The following is a 16716-nucleotide window of genomic DNA, read 5'->3' on the forward strand; positions in this document are numbered from 1 at the left end:
CTACCCATTACCTCGAACAAGGAGTTTCACGTGAGCGATTTCGATAACGTCACCACCCCGCCGCCGCCGGCGAGCGCCCCGGCCCCGGCCGACCAGCGCACCATGGCCCTGGTGGCGCACCTGCTGGGCATCTTCACCTGGTTCATCGGCCCGCTGATCATCTGGATGATCAACAAGGACGACAGCAGCAAGGGCTTCGTCATCGACCAGGCCAAGGAAGCGCTGAACTTCCAGATCACCATCACCATCGCGATGCTGATCTGCATCGTGTTGATGATCGTCATCATCGGCGGACTGCTGGCCCCGCTGGTCGGCCTGCTGAACCTCGTGTTCTGCATCATCGCCGCAGTGAAGGCCAACAACGGTGAGTACTACCGTTATCCGTTCACCCTGCGCCTGATCAAGTAATCGATCCGCAGCGCTGGAACGAAAAACGCCCGGGATTCCCGGGCGTTTTTTTGCGTCATCGCGTCGTAGAGCCACGCCATGCGTGGCTGCCTTCACGATCGCTCAATGATCCCGCTCAACCGCCAGTTTCGCCAGCGCACGCAGTGCATCGGCCGCCTCACCATATCCGGCCAGACCATCGAACATCTGTTCGCTCAGGGTGCGCAGGTGCGCCTTCGCGCCCTCCATGCCCAGCAGCGCCGGGAAGGTCGACTTGGCCTGCGCCTCGTCCTTGCCGGCGGTCTTGCCCAGCTGTTCGGAACTGGCTTCGACATCGAGGATGTCATCACGCACCTGGAAGGCCAGGCCCAGCGACGCGGCCACGGCATCCAGCGTCGCCAGATCGGCTTCAGGTGCCTGGCCACACAGCGCGCCCATGCGTACCGCCGCGCGGATCAGCGCGCCGGTCTTGAGCGCGTGCATGCGTTCAAGATCCTGCAACGGCTGCTGATGGCCGGTGGCATCGATATCCAGCGCCTGGCCGCCGCACATGCCGGCCGCGCCGGAGGCGTGCGCCAGGGTCTGCAGGCAGGCCACGCGCAGCGCGGCCGGCAGGGCCGCATCGGCGATCAGGCCGAACGCGCGCGTCTGCAATGCATCACCGGCGAGGATCGCGGTCGCTTCGTCGAAGGCGATGTGGGTGGTCGGCCGGCCGCGACGCAATGCGTCGTCGTCCATCGCCGGCAGATCGTCGTGTACCAGCGAATACGCGTGGATCAGTTCCACCGCCATCGCGGGGGCATCCAGCGCGCTTTCATCCGCACCGAAGATCCGGCCGCTGGCATACACCAGCAGCGGTCGCATGCGCTTGCCGCCACCGAGCACCGCATAGCGCATCGCCTGGTGCAGCCCACGCGGGGCATCGGTCGGAGAGGGCAGGCTGGCGTCTAGATGATGTTCGATCCGGTCGCGCCAACGCGCGAACGTGGCCTCAACCGTCATGGCCGGGCGGGTCGAACGGGACGGCGGTGTCGGGCTGGGCCGGATCGCTGAGCAGGCGCACGCGCAGTTCGGCCTGTTCCAGCGCCTGCTGGCACTGGCGGTACAGACCGACACCACGTTCGTAGGCGCTGAGCGATTGTTCCAGGCTCATTTCGCCGGTTTCCATCTTCTCCACCAGCTGCTCCAGCTCTTCCAGCGACTGCTCGAAGTGGGCAACCGGGGAGGTTTCATTGGGGGACTTCTTTGCCATGCGCCAAGTGTGGGCCGCCGGCCCGGCGGGGTCAATTCACGCCGCGCCCGGCGTCCACTGCAACTGCGCATGATGGGCCTGCAGCCACGGCTGCAGGGCGGCACCGATCACGCGGTCGCCGGCCGCCAGCAGGGTTTCCTCATCGAAAAGCAATGGCAGCTGGCGGCGTTGCCACGGCGGCAGGCCCTGCTGCTGCAGCAGGTCTTTGAGTGCGTGCGAATGCGCGCGCCCGGGCAGCTGGATGCGCTCGCCGCCGCGCCGCGCACGGATCTGCACCGGCGTATCGAAGCCATCGACTGCACCGATCAGGCGCAGCTCACCGCCATCGGGCAGGGCCAGCGGCGCGCGCCCATCCCAGTGCACGCTCCAGTCGGCCGGCAGCGCCAGGCTGGCCGAGAGCAGGTGCAGTTGCCCGCGCCAACGACGGATGCGGGCACCCTGCCAGGCGAACTGCGCATCGGCATGGTGCGCGGCCGGCAGCAGCTCGCGTTCGACCGCCTCGACGCCCGCGGCCGGCAGCGGTGGCAGGCCGCTGCCACGCACCCAGTGCCGCAGCAGGCGCGCGCGCCGTTCGACCGGCTGCCGCATCAGGCGCGCGCAGTCGATCACGCCGGGGCCCACGCTGCAGCGTTCCAGCGCGTCGCGGTCGGCGCTGTCGAGCAGATGCTGGGATTGCGCGCACAACGCCGCGCTGCGCGCGAAGGCCGCGTCCGCCTGCGGCCAGCGCTGGCGCAGTTGGGGGAGCACGTGCAGGCGCAGGAAGTTGCGGTCGGCGTCGTCGCTGGCATTGCTGGGGTCTTCGATCCAGTCCAGCCCTTCGGCCTGCGCATGCGCGCGCAGGCTGCTGCGCGGAACCTCCAGCAAGGGGCGCCACACGGTGCCGGCGCCAAATGCGCTGGTGACCTGCATGGAGGCCAATCCATCCACGCCGGAGCCGCGCAGTGCCCGCAGCAGGAACGTCTCGGCCTGGTCATCGCGATGATGGGCCAGCGCCAGCTGTTCGCCGGGCAGCAGCTGCGAGGCGAAGGCCTCGCGCCGCGCATGCCGCGCGGCGGCTTCCAGCCCCTGTCCCCGGTTGCGCGGTACCTGCACGCGGATCACCCGCAGCGGGATGTTCCAGCGGGCGCAGACCTGCGTGCAGTGCACGGTCCAGGCATCCGCCTGCTCCTGCAGGCCGTGATGGACATGTACGGCGCGCAGGCCAGCCGTGCGCTGCGCCGGCGAGGTGGCCAGCCAATGCAGCAGGACGGTGGAATCCAGCCCGCCGCTGAAGCCCACCAGGACCGGATGGACGACAGAGGGCGGTGGCGGAAGCAGGGGAGTCATGGGGAGAGCAGCCTCAGGCAGACCGGCAGTATCGGCGCTGCGTGGTGGCGATGCCACGCGGAGCCTTCATGGCGTCTCTGCGTCCATTGCCGAGCGGCCCTGGCGGTCGATGCGATACCAGGTGCCGCCGACCATGGCGGTATGGCCGTGGTCGTCCGGCGTCCCCTTCCGGCAGCCCTCGCAGACGCGGGCCACGCCGTCTTCGAAGGCCCAGCCGAAATCGAACGTGGCCGGGAAGGCCTGACGCAGCTCGGTATCGAAGTAGCCGATGCGCGCGCCGACGCGGCCGCGCACCAACCCTTCCACCACATAGTCCGGGCCGTTGTCGAAGGTGATCACCGGCAGCTGCCGGCCATCGGCGCGGACATAATGGAATCCGCCGCCGGCATGGACCGCCGCCAACCCGTCCTGATCGTAGGACAGCGAGGCCAACGCCTCGGGCGCGAGCGCAAGACGTCCGTTGGCCCACCGGCACCCGGCCAAGGACTGGAACCCGTCTTCCTCGGTCAGGGCCTCGCATTCCGTGCCCGCGCCCCAGGCGATGCCGGAGGCGAACAGACCGGCCACCAGCAGCAGGGGCCGCACCTGGCGGCCCCTGTTCGTTGCGTTGCGGAGGGGCAGACGCATTACTTCGTATCGCCGGCCTGGCGCTCGAAGGCGGTCGGCTTGGGCAGCTCGACCGGCACGCCCTTGGCGTCGCAGGTCCCGGCCTCGCACAGGCGCTGGCGCAGGCGCGGGGTGGCCTGCACGATCATGTGGTAGATCGCGTTCTGCTCCATCGTGCCGCGCACCGCCTTGCTGCCCGGGCCACGTGCCCAGATGCCCACGTCTTCGCCGCCATGGGATTCGCTCTTGGCCGGCACCAGCGCTTCCTGCATGTAATCGGGATGCTCGGTATCCACTGCGGTGAGGTCAGGCCGGCCGGTGGTCGGATCGAAGCTGCTCGGGTTGTGCGGATACCGTTTCGGCCCGACCGGCTGCTGGTTGGTGGCACCGGTGTAGCCCGGGCCGTTGGCATAGGTCAGCGTCGTGTAGGGCAGGCCCAGGCCATCGCGGGCCAGCTCCAGCTTGCCGGCGCCGTCTTCGCCACCCTTGTCCTTCACTTTGCCGAGGATCGGATTGCCACGCGCCGGATAGCCGACGAAGTTCAGCGTGTGCGAGTGGTCGGCGGTGACGATGATCAGGGTGTCCTGGTCCGAGGTCGCCTCGACCGCGGCACGCACCGCATCGGACAGCGCCACCGTGTCGGTCAGGGCACGGTAGGCATTGCCGCTGTGATTGGCGTGGTCGATGCGCGCGCCTTCCACCATCAGCACATAGCCTTCCTGGTGGCGCGACAGGTTGGCGATCGCCGCCTTGGTCAGCTCGGCCAGGCTCGGCTCACCGGCCGGATCGTCCTTGCGCTCGGCCTCGTAACGCATGTGGTCCGGCTCGAACAGGCCGAGGATCGCCGGTGCGTTCGCGGCGGCCTGCAGCTGCGTGGCGTTCCAGACATACGCACCCTGCGGGTGGGCCTGCTGCCACTCGGTCACCAGGCTGCGCCCGTCCAGGCGCTGACCGACCTTGTCATCGTATTCCGGATCGCGTTCTTCCACGGTGGTGAACTCGCCGCGGCCGCCGCCGAGGGCGACCAGCGGGCCGCGTCCGAAGCGCGCGGTCGACAGCAACTGCTGGGCGATATCGCGGCAGCCGGCAGCCTTGGCCTCCTCGGGCACGTCGGTATCGTTTTCCCAGTTGCGCTCCGGGGAGTGCGCATAGGTCGCCGCCGGGGTGGCATGGGTCAGGCGCGCGGTGGAGACCACGCCGGTCGCCATGCCGGCGCTGTCGGCCAGCTGCAGCCAGGTCAGCAGCCCCTTGCCCAGGCTGTCGGCGCAGTCATTGCGCGTGCCTGCGCTCACACCGATCGCGCCCATGTGGGTCTTCACGCCGGTGGTGATCGCCGTCATCGTGCCCGCCGAATCCGGCGTCTGCGAATCGGTGTTGTAGGTCTTGCTGAACGCCGTGGCCGGGAAGCGCTCCCAGGACAGGAGGTTTTCCTCGCCCGGGTGGCCGTTGCGCTGGCCTTCGAAGATGCGCGCCGCCGCCACCGTGGTCAGGCTCATGCCATCCCCCAGGAACAGGATGACGTTCCTGGCCTTGCCGTCCATCGCCCCGGTACTGGCCGCACGTGCCGCGCCGCTGCGGTACCACCACTGCGGGGTCTCCCCGGCGGGGTGGGCAATGGCCGGCACATCGACCTGGACCGCGCCGGCAGAGGCGCTGGAGGAGGGAGCGGTACTGGCGCAGGCGCCGAGCAGCAGGGTGGTGACGGCGGCCACCAGAGGCGTGAAACGGGACATGGACAGGAAAATCTCACATGTGAAACGGGCGTTCATTATGCAGAACGCCGCAAGGCACGCCGATGACACGCTGATTTTCCGTGCGCGCCTCGTTCCAGGGCCCCGCTTGGGCTAAGGTGCCTAGCTGTCAAATTACCTCTGGAACGCGCATGAAGCTGGTCTCTGCCTGGTTGCGGATCCCCTTCTGGCAACGGGTCCTCGGCGGCTTCGTCCTCGGCGCACTGGCCGGCTGGCTGCTCGGGCCCGCGGCTGAAACCTGGTTCGGGCCCCTGGGCGACCTCTACGTCACCCTGATCAAGATGATCGCGGTGCCGCTGGTGTTCTTCGCCGTGATCAACGCCATCTCCTCGCTGCACGGGCAGAAGTCCGTCGCGGCGCTGGGCGGGCGCACCTTCCTGTGGTTCATCATCACCGCCGCGCTGGCGGTCTGCGTGGGCCTGGCTGTCGGCACCGTCATGCAGCCCGGCAGTGGCGCGCTCAGCCTGAGCATGGACCACAGCTACACCCCGCGCGAAGTGCCCAGCGTGATCAAGGTGCTGATGGATGTCGTGCCCTCCAACGTGTTCTACGCGTTGACCGGCATCGGCACCCGTATCAATGCCGCCGGTGAAACCGTCCTCGCCGCGGGCCGTGGCTCGATCCTGCCGGTGATCTTCTTCGCCGGCCTGCTCGGCTTTGCCATGGTCAAGCTGGGCGACAAGGTCAGCGAAGCACGCAAGCTGACCGGGCAGATGAGCGAGATCATGATCCAGGTGACCCGCTTCGTGCTGGAGATCACCCCGCTGGGCACCTTCGGCCTGATCGCCGGCCTGGTCGGCAGCTACGGCTTCGAGAAACTGCTGCCGCTCGGCAACTTCGTCCTCGCCTTGTACATCGCCTGCGCCGTGCACATCGTGGTGGTCTACGGCAGCCTCCTGCTCATGCACGGCCTGAACCCGCTGAAATTCTTCCGCGGCGCCGCACCCGGCATGCAGGTCGCTTTCGTCAGCTCCTCCAGCTTCGCCGCGATGCCTGCCGCGATGCGCTCGATCACCCACAACCTCGGCGTCAACAAGGACTACGCCTCCTTCGCCGTTCCCTTGGGTGCCAGCATCAAGATGGACGGCTGCGGCGCGATCTATCCCGCCCTGTGCGCGGTCTTCATCGCCCAGTACACCGGCGTCCCGCTGACCCCCGAGCAGTACATCGTCGTACTGATCGCCTCGGTGCTGGGCAGCTTCGGCACCGCCGGCGTCCCCGGCACCGCCGTGGTCATGGCGACCGTTGTCCTCAGCGCCGCCAACCTCCCGCTGGAAACCATCGGCTACCTCTACGCCATCGACCGCATCCTCGACATGATGCGCACGATGACGAACGTCACCGGCCAAATGCTGGTCCCGGTCATCGTCGCCAAGGAAACCGGCCTGCTCGACCGCGCGGTCTACGACAACCCATCGACCAACCTCGGCGTGGATGAAGGCGAAGAACGAACGTCCTGATGCAGGCACCAACGCACCACCCAAAGACCGGCGAGAGCCGGTCTTTTTTTTCCGCTCGGGGTCGCCGCGAGCGTTACGCCCCGAAGCGACCGGCAGGCCCCTCTTCGGGGCTCGTGCGCGGTGGTAGGCGTACTGCAGACATGTGCTTGCTGAGGGGGGCGCCAGTGGCTGGGCTGCGCTTGTGGGCGAAATCAAGGAGGAGGGGACGGCCGCAGGCCGGCACCGGGGGACATTCGCCGACAAGCGTAGCGAGGCCCAGCGCTCGACACACCGGCCGCCCCCGCCAGTGAACAGTTGAAGCGTTGCGCGCGCCAGGCAACCACCCTGAATCCGCACCGTAAACCCCTGTATCACCCGGTGTAACACCCGTGATACACCCGCACCGCGTCTACCTGTCAGCAACGCGTGATCACCGCACCAACCCATTCATTCGCCCAAATGCCAACGCCCCTGTAACAGCAATGTTGCGTGCGGATAACCCGAACTGCACAGAAACCCCGCAAACACGGGCGTTCCGAACTTGGCACGAATGCTGCTCCAACCCTCCGCATGTCATCGGAGGTCGCCATGGACAGCGTTGCCGCATACCGCACACGACACACCACACTCTGGCTGCTCGCCGCCGCACTCATCCTGCCGGCCGCCGCCCACGCCTCCGGCGCGCGTCAGGGCGTCAAAGCCCAGCCCGGCGAAATCGTCCTCCTGCGTGACGTCTCCGCACGTCCCGCCTACCGCCCCGCACCGCCGGGCATGGCCCTCATCGCCGATCCCTCACCGCGGCGCGAAGTCGGCCAGGCCCTGGGGACCTCCACCGGCATGGACGAACTCAGCGACGACGACTACGCCTCGCTCGGCTCCAATACCGGGGCCGGCATTCCCCGCGGGGCCACCACGATCGAACGCGTCACCGGCCACACCGTCAACAGCACCCTGGGCAAAGCCACCGACAGCGGCATGCTCTCCAGCGGCCAGTTCAGCAACACCATCGGCGGGCCCATGGGCGCGGTCGGCAACGCCACGCGCGGCATCGGCGACCAGGTCCGCGGCGCACTCGCGCAGTTCCCGCTGGGCCAGCCTGCCGGTGGGCCGGGCAAATGAACACCGTCCTTCGCACCAGCCTGCTCAGCTGCCTGCTGCTCGCGCCGCTGGCCGTGCACGCCCAGCAGAGCAATGACTACGCCGCGATGCTCTCCTACCTCAACCAGAGCCGCATCGACGGCCGCACCCTGGCCGGCGCCGATGGCGCCATCACCGTCAACATGGCCGCCGGTGATCTCAACCAGCAGGCCAACCTGATGGGCATCGCCAACGGCCGCAACGCCCACATCACCGTGGACGCGCGCCAGCAGCAGTCCAACAACGTCAGCCTCAGCGACACCGCCATGGACGCCAGCGCCACGCTCGGTGGCCAGGCACTGAACGGCGCCAGCGGCGTCGCATCGATCAACCAGGCCAGCGGCAACGGCAACGCGACGCTCAACGTCGTCACCGCCACGCTGGCGCAACAGGGCATACGCGAAACGAACGACGAGGCCTTGGCCGCGTCGGGCGCGCTCGCGTCAGCAGGGGGGCAGGGGGCCGTCAACAGCGGTCGGTCGGCCGGAACTCGCAGGGTGGCGGTCGAAGCCTCCGCGCTGCAGGGATTCGACGGCGTCCTGCAACTCAATCAGATCGCGGGATCCGGCAACGCCACCGCAAACCAACTGAGCATTTCGGTGCAGTCCACCCCGTGAGTAGTCACATCCACCCGATTGTCTGTGATGAGAGAGAGGGCACCATGAACACCAACATGAAACGGACCGTACTGGCCATCGCCGTTGCCGCTGCATCCGCCTCCGCCGGCGCCAATGGCTGGGGCAATGACCGCGACAACCAGAACCAGAGCGCCAACATCAACCACCTGCACAACGTGGTTGAAACGCGCACCAACACCAACACCGATACCAACACCAACACGGATACCGATTCGCGTACCTGGAACCGGACCTGGAACAACACCCGCAACAACAACAGCACCACCAACACCACCATCAACGACAACGTGACGAGCAACACCAACGTCACCAGCAACCGCGACGTGACCAGCAATCGCAACGTCACCGAGAATGTCAACAAGACCAGCAACATCCAGGCCGACGAACGCCAGGAAAAGAACAACCACGGCGTTGACGTCAACATCGAAAAGGACCTGCGCCTGAGCTCGGACATCCGCTTCTCGGGTGATCCGGAAATCACCGGCTCGATCGATATCGACTCGGCCGCCATCGCGATCATCGACAACCGCCAGTCGATCACCAACAACCTGGCGGGCAATACCCTCGTGACCAACAGCGCCTCGATCGCCGACGACGTCGGTGCCGATGCCTCCGGCAACCTGGGCTTCAACGTTGCCGCCGGTGACAACAACGCGCAGGACAACGCTGCTTCGCTGTCCGCGGCGGACGCCTCCTTCAGCTTCGGCATGGCCGATGCGGAAGTCTTCGTCAACCAGTTCGGCGGTGGCAACACCACCCTCAACTCCGGCGTAACCAACGCCGCGGGCCTGGGTGGCAATGCCTTCAGCGGCGCGTCCGGCAACATCGGCGCCAACGTCGCCTCCGGCAACAACAACGAGCAGAAGAATGCGCTCGCTGCGTCGGTGGCCACCAGCGCCTATGCGACCTCCAGCATCAGCTCCAACCAGGTGTCCTCCGGCAACACCGTCAGCAACGCCGGCTACCTGCAGTCGATGACCGACACCGTGGACGTGAACCTCAGTGGTCGCGTTGCCGGTGCGACGTTGGCCGTGGGTGCAGGCCGTTACAGCGGCTCGGGTAGTGCCTACCAGAAAGACAACTACTACCTGGATACCTGGAGCGGCGCGCTGGACCATCCGAGCGGCAGCGAAACCGGTCATATCGACATGGATAGCGATATCCAGAATGCCACCGCCAACCCGAATCGTCCGGGCGTGGGCGGCATTGCGTTCGACACCGATGAGCGCGGCACCAGCCAGTTCGTGGAACTGGGCGTGGCCGACCTCTACGCGAGCCTGAGCGGCACCGTGTCCACCACCCGCTGGGTGAACGTGGATGCGACCAACACCGCAGCGTTGTCCGGCAGTGCGTTCTCCGGCGCCTCCGGCAACATCGGGGTGAACGTGGCCTCCGGTACCGGCAACCTGCAGGCCAACAGTCTGGCCCTGGCGGTTGCGCAGCCCTCCACTGGCGGCGGCGGTGGCGGCGGTCCGGAACAGTAAGTCTGTCCGTTTTCGCAAGCAGTACGCGTTGAGCGCAACAAACCCGGTCATCCGCCAATGACCGGGCTCCCCGGGAGCCCCTGTCCCTTCTCCCCCTTGGGGCAGGGGCTCCTTCCTGAGCCGGAGTACACGATGTCCACCCGAATGCGCACCTGGATGCTGGCCTGGGCACTGTCGATGCTGATGATGCCGATGGGCCTCGTGCGTGCCGGCGATGTCGGCTTCAGTGGCGTGCTGCCCAACGGGGCGGTGCTCACCCAGCGCGTGGAAAGCATGCAGGAACGGCGCTTCCGCAACGTGGTGAGGCAACACACCGATTACAGCTGTGGCGCGGCTGCCCTGGCCACGATCCTGCGCTACGCCTACCACCTGGAGGCGGACGAGGGCACGGTGATCGAAGGGATGATGGGGGTTTCGGATCCACAACTGGTCCATCAGCGCGGTTTCTCGCTGCTGGACATCAAGCGTTACGTCGAATCGATGGGCATGCGCGGCCGCGGCTACCGCGTCAACGAAGAGCGCCTGCGCTCACTGCGCGTGCCCGGGCTGGTGCTGATGGATGTGCGGGGCTTCCGCCATTTCGTGGTCCTCAAACAGGTCCGTGGCGATGTGGTGGATGTAGCCGACCCGATCCTGGGCAACCGCAGCATTCCCGTCAGCGAATTTCTCCAGGCGTGGCCGTCGCGCGCCGTGTTTGTCGTGATCGGCAGTGACTTCGATCGCAACACGGTACTGCTGCAGCCCGGTGAACGGCCGAGTGCCCGTTCGCTGTATGCCAGGCAGGGACCGATCACCGATGCCGAACTGGTCGACTTCGGATTCACCCATGCCGATCTGTTTTAAGGAGGCACCATGAACATCGCAACCTGGACGCCCGGCATCGTGTTGCTCGCGCTGCTGGGCATCGCGCCGGCGCACGCCGACGACAGCCGGCCCGGCAAGGGATTGAGCGAGATCCCCGATCCGGAATTGAACCTCATGCGTGGCCGCTACACCGTCGGTGGCAACACCGTGGCGTGGTTCGGCGTCACCATGGTCTCGCAGTGGCAGACCGCCGGCGGGCAGTCGGCGCAGAGCGCGCTGAAGCTGGGCATGGACTTCAGCCACGGCGGCAGCACACCGAAGATCAGCTTCGCACCGAGCGTGAGCGTGACCGCGGCCGATGCGCCGTTGCCGGTGACACCCGGGCGCAGCGTGGAGTCCAGCGGGCTGCAGAACGTGGCCGGCCTGAGCCAGAGCATCCAGGTCGCCGGTGACGGCAACCTGGCCAGCAACGCCACCCAGTTGACCGTACGCGAAGGCACCGCACCCACGCCCACCGGCGAAGGCGCGCACCTGGCCAGCGTGCAGCAGGGCGGTGTCAGTGCGTTGGCACAGCTGGAAGGCAACACGGCGAAGGTGCAGCTGCAGATCGAGGGTGTTGGTGCGGTCCAGCAGTGGATCCGCAACGGCAGCGTCGGCCAGGGCATCGCACTGGGCAGTGATGGACAGTCGGTCACCAACCGGCTGCAGATCGACCTCGTGAGGCAGTCGCTGGCCAACAACGTTCCGCTCAACCAGAACGTGGCGCAGGCGATGACGCTGGTACGCGGGGTAGGCATGGGGCCGGGCCAGTGATCCATCGGCACGGCAGGGGGAGCGTCAACACAACGGTGGGCCAAGGCAATGCACACGATGATCCGCGCAACACCGCTGGCGCTGGCGGCGCTGGCACTCATGGCGGCTGCGTCCGCCCATGCACAGGCGCAGCAACCTGCGCCGAATGACGCGGCCGACGTCAAGGCGCTGATGGCGCAGCTGGAAAGTCTCAAGGCCAACTACGCGCAGGAAGTAAGACGCCTGCGCGAACTGGACATGCAGGTGCAGGCCATGCAGGCACGACTGACCGGCAAGACCGCGCCGGTCGCCGGTGCCGCACCTCCACCCCAACAGGCACTGCCGGCCGGCACGCCCGCGGCACCGGCCAGCGCCGACGGCTATGCCAGCTCGGCGGCCGAAGCGCAGCAGGCCAAGCAGGAATCGCGGCGCAGCGTGGATGACGTCAAGCAGCAGCAGGCTGCGCTCTTCAGTCGCCGCTTCACGCTGGAGAACAGCCTCTCCTACGCCCGCTACGACCGTAAGCAGCTCAGCCTCAACGGCTTCCTGGCGCTGGATGCGATCTTCCTGGGCAACATCGCCATCGAGAACGTCGAGTCGGACACGCTGACCTACAACCTGGCCGCGCGCTGGGGTGTCAGCCCACGCCTGACCTTGAACCTGGACGTCCCCTATCTGGCGCGCAAGACCGTGTTCCAGAAGGGCGGCGCCGGCGGTTCGGCCGCGGCGATCGCGCAGGAAGAAACCACCGGCAACGGCATCGGGGATGTGGGCGTGAGCGCCAACTACCGGCTGTTCGCCGAACGTGGGCGGTTGCCGGAAACCGTGCTGACCGTGGGCGCGACCGCGCCCACAGGGCGCGCGCCGTATGGGCTGGACTGGAAGGTGCTCGAGCGCGACGACGATGACTTCATCCGCTTCGCCGTGCCCGAGCAGCAACCCACCGGCAACGGGGTGTGGCAGGCCAACGTCGGGCTTTCCGCGGTGAAGACCGCCGATCCGGCGATCCTGTTCGCCAACATCGGCTACATCCATTCCTTCCCGCGCAGTTTCGACGACATCGACGCCAACCCGGACACCACCAACCCGGGCGACGTGAAGCTCGGCGGCTCGTACTACTTCGGTGCCGGCGTGGCCTTCGCGTTCAACGAGCGCACCAGCCTGAGCATCTCCTTCAGCGACAAGCTGAGCGCGCGCGCCTCCACCCGCTACAAGAATGGCCAGTGGCTCAAGGTGATCGGCAGCGATGCCAACGCGGGCACGCTCAACCTGGGCATCACCTATGCCCTCAACCAGAAGACCACCCTGGTGAGCCTGCTCGGCATCGGCCTGACCCCGGACGCACCGGACTTCACCCTGGCCTTCAAGGTGCCGTACAGCTTGTGAGCGCGACTGCTCACACGCTGTACGGTCGGCGTCAGCGCAGTTCGGGCAGCGCGAGCTGGTGCTTGCGGCACAGCCGGTAGACCGTCACCCGCGAGACCTGCATGTGGCGGGCGCAGGCGGTGATGTTGAAATCGTTCTGGCGCAGCGCATGCAGCAGGGTCTCGCGTTCGGCGATCTGCTTTGCCCCCTGCAGGCCACGCTCGGCGGTGGGCAGCAGCGGTTGGCTCAGCTCCAGGTCCGCCGCGCTGATCAGCTCGGCGTCGCTGACGATCGCCGCACGCTGCACGCGGTTCAGCAGCTCGCGCACATTACCCGGCCAGGCGAAGCATTCCAGCGCCTGGATCGCCTCAGCGGTGAAGCCGCGCGCACGGGTCACGTGCCGGTGCCGGAAGCTGGCGAGGAAGTGATGGGCCAGCAGCGCGATGTCGCTGCCGCGCTCGCGCAGGGGCGGCAGGGGCAGGCGCAGCACATTGAGCCGGTAGAACAGGTCGCGACGGAAGTGGCCCTGTTCGACCGCCTTCTCGAGATCCACGTGGGTGGCGGCGAGCACGCGCACGTCCACCTCCAGCGGCCGATTGCTGCCGACGCGCTCGACCGTGCCCTCCTGCAGCACGCGCAGCAGGTTGGTCTGCGCATCCAGCGGCAGGTCGCCGATCTCGTCGAGGAACACGGTGCCGCCACTGGCCGATTCGAACAGGCCCAGGCGTCGCGTCGCCGCACCGGTGAAAGCGCCCCGCTCGTGGCCGAACAGTTCGGACTGGACCAGCGCGGCCGGGATGGCGCCGCAGTTCACCGCCAGGAACGGGCGCGCGTGGCGTGCCGACAGCGCATGCAGCGCCTGGGCGGCCAGCTCCTTGCCGGTGCCGGTTTCGCCGGTGATCAGCACCGGCAGGTCCACCGGCGCGTATTTGCGGATCGCCGCGCGGGTCACCTGCAGCACGGCGCTGTCGCCGATCAGGGACTGCGGGCCATGTTTGGCGGGCAGCGGGTCCGCGCCGGCCAGTTGCTGCAGCCGCTGCACGACCCGCGGCAGGTCGATCGGCGCGGTGTAGGTATCCACGCAGGCAGCGAGCAGCGCATCCAGCACCGGCGAGGCGCGCAGGGGTGCGGCCGGCAACAGAGCCAGCAGGCTCATGTGGCGGTGGTCGACCAGCAACTGCTGGAGATGGGCCAGGTTGGCCGGGACCGCGGTGCGCAGGTCCAGCAGGCCGACGACCTGGTCGCTGCCGCGCATGCCGATGCCGGCGCACTGTTCGGGGGCCACGCCGCGGACCTGCCAACCGGCCGCAGCTAGGGTCGCCCGTTCAAGCGTGAGGGGGTGCCCAAACCAGATCACACACCGGGCAGGAAAATCGGGGACAGCCGCCATGCGTCACCTTGTCGACGAGGATCGCGGGCGGTGTCTGCTGCCTGATCGGTTGCCACGGACGTGCCGCCCCACGTCCGGGTCCGTCCCCCGCCACGGTGCACAAGCGCCGGGCGCGTCGCCGGCCGGGAAAACAGCGGTGACAGAGAAGGGAACGCGGGTTGGGCCGGTCAGCGGCCAGTGCCGGTCGCCCAACGAAAAAGGCCGCTGCAGGGCAGCGGCCTTCGATCGGGCGGTTCAGCAGGGCGCGTCAGAGGTCGACGCGGCGGGCCTGCATGAACTTGCCGCCCCAGTAGCCGCTGACCAGGCTGTCGACGCGGACGTCCTTGCCGGTGCTCGGGGCATGCAGGAAGCGGCCTTCGCCGACATAGATGCCGACATGGTCGACCCGGCCCTTGCGGCCGAAGAACACCAGGTCGCCGGCCGCCAGCGCGTTGCGGTCATTGATCAGTTCGGCAGCGCCGTCATGGGCCATCTCGCGGGAAACGCGCGGCAGTTCGACGCCCAGCGCAGTCCGGAACACATAGCCGACCAGGCCACTGCAGTCGAAACCGCTGTCCGGCGAGGTGCCGCCCCAGCGGTACGGCGTGCCGAGCAGGGTCATCGCACGGCGCAGCAGCGACTGGACCTTGCCGTTGTCGGCGGCGTCGCCGGCCACGGTAATGGCGCCGGTGCTGGCGTCGTAGTTGGCAAGCAGGCGGCTCAGGTCACCGGCGAACATCGCCGAGCGATCCATGAGCGGGATGGTGTCGTTGGCCGCCAGGTGCGGAAGCAGGGCGGCGAGGGTGGCGCTGGCAGCGGCATCAGCCTTGCTGCGGGCCGGCGCATCCGCCTTGGGCTTGGCCGGCGCGGAAGAATCGGGGGTGACAGTGACGGGGGGTGCAGCAACCTCGGGAGCGGTCGTCGGTGCGGACTGCGCCCAGGCCGGAAGGCTGGCCAGGCAGAGTGCTGCAGCGAGGAAAGCGGGGCGGGCGCGTCGCCGGGTGGCGGCGGTCTGGCCTTTGCACGTCAGGTCGTCTGTCGTCACGCGGCGGTCACTGAATAAAAACGATGGGTGATGATGCCGTGTAAGCGCAGTGATTAGGTACAAATTCCGTTAATTTTTCGTTTACAACTGCGTGATGTCGGTCACAAATTTGGACCTTACCCCTGTTCAGCTTAGTTAAGGACGCGTTTCGCTCCCGTGTAGTGGTCCTTCCAATAGGGCCCGCCGAGCGAGTCCAGCCGGACCGTGCCGCCGGTGCTGGGGGCGTGCACAAAGCGGCCTTCCCCGACATAGATGCCGACATGGAAGACGTTGCCCTTGTTGCCGAAAAACACCAGATCGCCGGGCGCCAAGCGCTTGGGATCGATCTTCGGCCCCTGCACGGCGGCCAGATCGCGCGAGGTGCGCGGCAGGCGCAGGTCGAGCATCTCGCGGTACACGTACGCGACCAGGCCGCTGCAGTCGAAACCGGATTCGGGAGTGTTGCCGCCGTAGCGGTAGGGCGTGCCGACCAGGCCGATCGCGCGCATCAGCACGGCGTTGGCGGCCTGCGGATCGTTCGGGGCCACGCTGGGCCAGACCTGGGTCGAGGCGGGCGGCGCGGCCGGGCGGGTGGTCTTGCCGCCGCCACAGGCGCTCAGCAGGGCGATGATCGCCAGCAGGGCCAGGTGGCCGGGCAGGCGGGTCAGGCGCGAAACTGGCGTCATGTGCATGTTGTCCGGATAATGCGCGACCTTAGAAGGCCGTCATGATGGCGGCGTATCCGGCAGGCCACAACCCGCCTCACCCGTCTGCCCTCGGCAGTCTCCAGACCAGAGTTGCGCATGAAGATCGAAAAAGACCGCGTCGTCCGTTTCCATTACACCGTCGCCGAGCAGGGCCAGGAGCCGATCGAGAGCTCCAGGGACCGTGATCCGCTGGCGATCCTGATCGGCCACGGCAACATCATCCCGGGCCTGGAAAACGCCATGATGGACAAGGAAGCCGGCGCCACCTTCGAGGTGGACGTCAAGGCGACCGACGCCTACGGCGAGCGCCGCGACGGCCTGACCCAGCGCGTGCCCAAGAAGCACTTCGGCACCAGCAAGCTGGTCCCGGGCCAGCAGGTCGTGCTGCAGACCAACTTCGGCCCGCGTGCGGTCACCGTCGAGAAGGTCGGCATGAGCGTGGTCGACGTCGACCTCAACCATCCGATGGCCGGCAAGGACCTGCACTTCAACGTCGAGATCGTTGACGTCCGCGAAGCCAGCAAGGAAGAAATCGAGCACGGCCACGTGCACGGCGACGGCGGCCACCAGCACTGAGTGCGGTGACCCTTCGTTGATCCGACGGCCCGCTTCGGCGGGCCGTTTTCGTTTGTGCG

At 67.5% G+C, this 16716-nt stretch carries 17 protein-coding genes; 9 read left to right on the forward strand and 8 right to left on the reverse strand.

Going from position 1 to position 16716, the window contains the following annotated elements; all coding sequences use genetic code 11:
- The first annotated feature begins 30 nt into the window (after window positions 1-30).
- On the forward strand, window positions 31-408 hold the full coding sequence (locus HH110_RS08275; RefSeq protein WP_176989249.1) for a DUF4870 domain-containing protein: 378 nt from the start codon (window positions 31-33) through the stop codon (window positions 406-408).
- Window positions 409-510: 102 nt separating this feature from the next.
- On the opposite strand, the gene HH110_RS08280 is transcribed toward HH110_RS08275, so the two are convergent.
- From HH110_RS08280 to HH110_RS08300, 5 genes are all read right to left on the reverse strand, one after another.
- The gene (locus HH110_RS08280; protein ID WP_176989250.1) at window positions 511-1389 is read right to left on the reverse strand and encodes a polyprenyl synthetase family protein; all 879 of its coding nucleotides are present in this window, start codon (window positions 1387-1389) and stop codon (window positions 511-513) included.
- A complete protein-coding gene (locus HH110_RS08285; RefSeq protein ID WP_176989251.1) occupies window positions 1379-1639 on the reverse strand; it encodes an exodeoxyribonuclease VII small subunit in 261 nt (86 codons plus the stop codon). The genes HH110_RS08280 and HH110_RS08285 overlap by 11 nt, the downstream gene beginning before the upstream one ends.
- Window positions 1640-1675: 36 nt before the next feature.
- A complete protein-coding gene (gene tilS, locus HH110_RS08290) occupies window positions 1676-2965 on the reverse strand; it encodes a tRNA lysidine(34) synthetase TilS (protein WP_176989252.1) in 1290 nt (429 codons plus the stop codon).
- Between the two features lie 66 nt (window positions 2966-3031).
- Window positions 3032-3592 carry a WG repeat-containing protein gene (locus HH110_RS08295; protein ID WP_176989253.1) on the reverse strand — a complete coding sequence of 187 codons (561 nt, stop codon included), beginning with the start codon at window positions 3590-3592 and terminating at the stop codon, window positions 3032-3034.
- On the reverse strand, window positions 3592-5304 hold the full coding sequence (locus HH110_RS08300; protein ID WP_176989254.1) for an alkaline phosphatase: 1713 nt from the start codon (window positions 5302-5304) through the stop codon (window positions 3592-3594). Before HH110_RS08300 ends, HH110_RS08295 begins: the two co-directional genes overlap by 1 nt.
- Window positions 5305-5453: 149 nt before the next feature.
- Between HH110_RS08300 and HH110_RS08305 the strand changes: the two genes are divergently transcribed.
- The 7 genes from HH110_RS08305 (at window position 5454) to HH110_RS08335 (ending at window position 13002) form a co-directional block, all read left to right on the forward strand.
- On the forward strand, window positions 5454-6782 hold the full coding sequence (locus tag HH110_RS08305) for a dicarboxylate/amino acid:cation symporter (RefSeq protein WP_176989255.1): 1329 nt from the start codon (window positions 5454-5456) through the stop codon (window positions 6780-6782).
- 567 nt (window positions 6783-7349) lie between these two features.
- A complete protein-coding gene (locus HH110_RS08310; protein WP_176989256.1) occupies window positions 7350-7880 on the forward strand; it encodes a hypothetical protein in 531 nt (176 codons plus the stop codon).
- Window positions 7877-8515, forward strand: a complete 639-nt coding sequence (locus tag HH110_RS08315) for a hypothetical protein (protein WP_241696481.1) — start codon at window positions 7877-7879, stop codon at window positions 8513-8515. Before HH110_RS08310 ends, HH110_RS08315 begins: the two co-directional genes overlap by 4 nt.
- 56 nt (window positions 8516-8571) lie before the next feature.
- Window positions 8572-10020, forward strand: coding sequence for an adhesin (locus tag HH110_RS08320; protein ID WP_241696482.1), 1449 nt, complete (start codon window positions 8572-8574; stop codon window positions 10018-10020).
- 156 nt (window positions 10021-10176) lie between these two features.
- The gene (locus HH110_RS08325; RefSeq protein ID WP_176989521.1) at window positions 10177-10863 is read left to right on the forward strand and encodes a C39 family peptidase; all 687 of its coding nucleotides are present in this window, start codon (window positions 10177-10179) and stop codon (window positions 10861-10863) included.
- Window positions 10864-10872: 9 nt separating this feature from the next.
- The gene (locus HH110_RS08330; RefSeq protein WP_176989258.1) at window positions 10873-11637 is read left to right on the forward strand and encodes a hypothetical protein; all 765 of its coding nucleotides are present in this window, start codon (window positions 10873-10875) and stop codon (window positions 11635-11637) included.
- Between the two features lie 48 nt (window positions 11638-11685).
- Window positions 11686-13002: a hypothetical protein gene (locus tag HH110_RS08335; RefSeq protein WP_176989259.1), complete on the forward strand. Its 1317-nt coding sequence runs from the start codon at window positions 11686-11688 to the stop codon at window positions 13000-13002.
- 31 nt (window positions 13003-13033) lie between these two features.
- Here HH110_RS08335 and HH110_RS08340 read toward each other — a convergent pair whose 3' ends face one another.
- From HH110_RS08340 to HH110_RS08350, 3 genes are all read right to left on the reverse strand, one after another.
- Window positions 13034-14371, reverse strand: coding sequence for a sigma-54-dependent Fis family transcriptional regulator (locus HH110_RS08340; RefSeq protein ID WP_176989260.1), 1338 nt, complete (start codon window positions 14369-14371; stop codon window positions 13034-13036).
- Window positions 14372-14618: 247 nt separating this feature from the next.
- The gene (locus tag HH110_RS08345; RefSeq protein ID WP_194243679.1) at window positions 14619-15380 is read right to left on the reverse strand and encodes a C40 family peptidase; all 762 of its coding nucleotides are present in this window, start codon (window positions 15378-15380) and stop codon (window positions 14619-14621) included.
- Between the two features lie 146 nt (window positions 15381-15526).
- Window positions 15527-16066: a C40 family peptidase gene (locus tag HH110_RS08350; RefSeq protein ID WP_176989262.1), complete on the reverse strand. Its 540-nt coding sequence runs from the start codon at window positions 16064-16066 to the stop codon at window positions 15527-15529.
- A 111-nt stretch (window positions 16067-16177) separates the two neighbouring features.
- Here HH110_RS08350 and HH110_RS08355 point away from each other — a divergent pair, with 111 nt between their 5' ends.
- On the forward strand, window positions 16178-16657 hold the full coding sequence (locus HH110_RS08355) for a peptidylprolyl isomerase (protein WP_176989263.1): 480 nt from the start codon (window positions 16178-16180) through the stop codon (window positions 16655-16657).
- The last annotated feature ends 59 nt before the right edge of the window (window positions 16658-16716 follow it).

It is taken from the genome of Stenotrophomonas sp. SAM-B, assembly GCF_013387485.1.
In the GTDB taxonomy this organism is placed as follows: Bacteria; Pseudomonadota; Gammaproteobacteria; order Xanthomonadales; family Xanthomonadaceae; genus Stenotrophomonas; species Stenotrophomonas maltophilia_AA.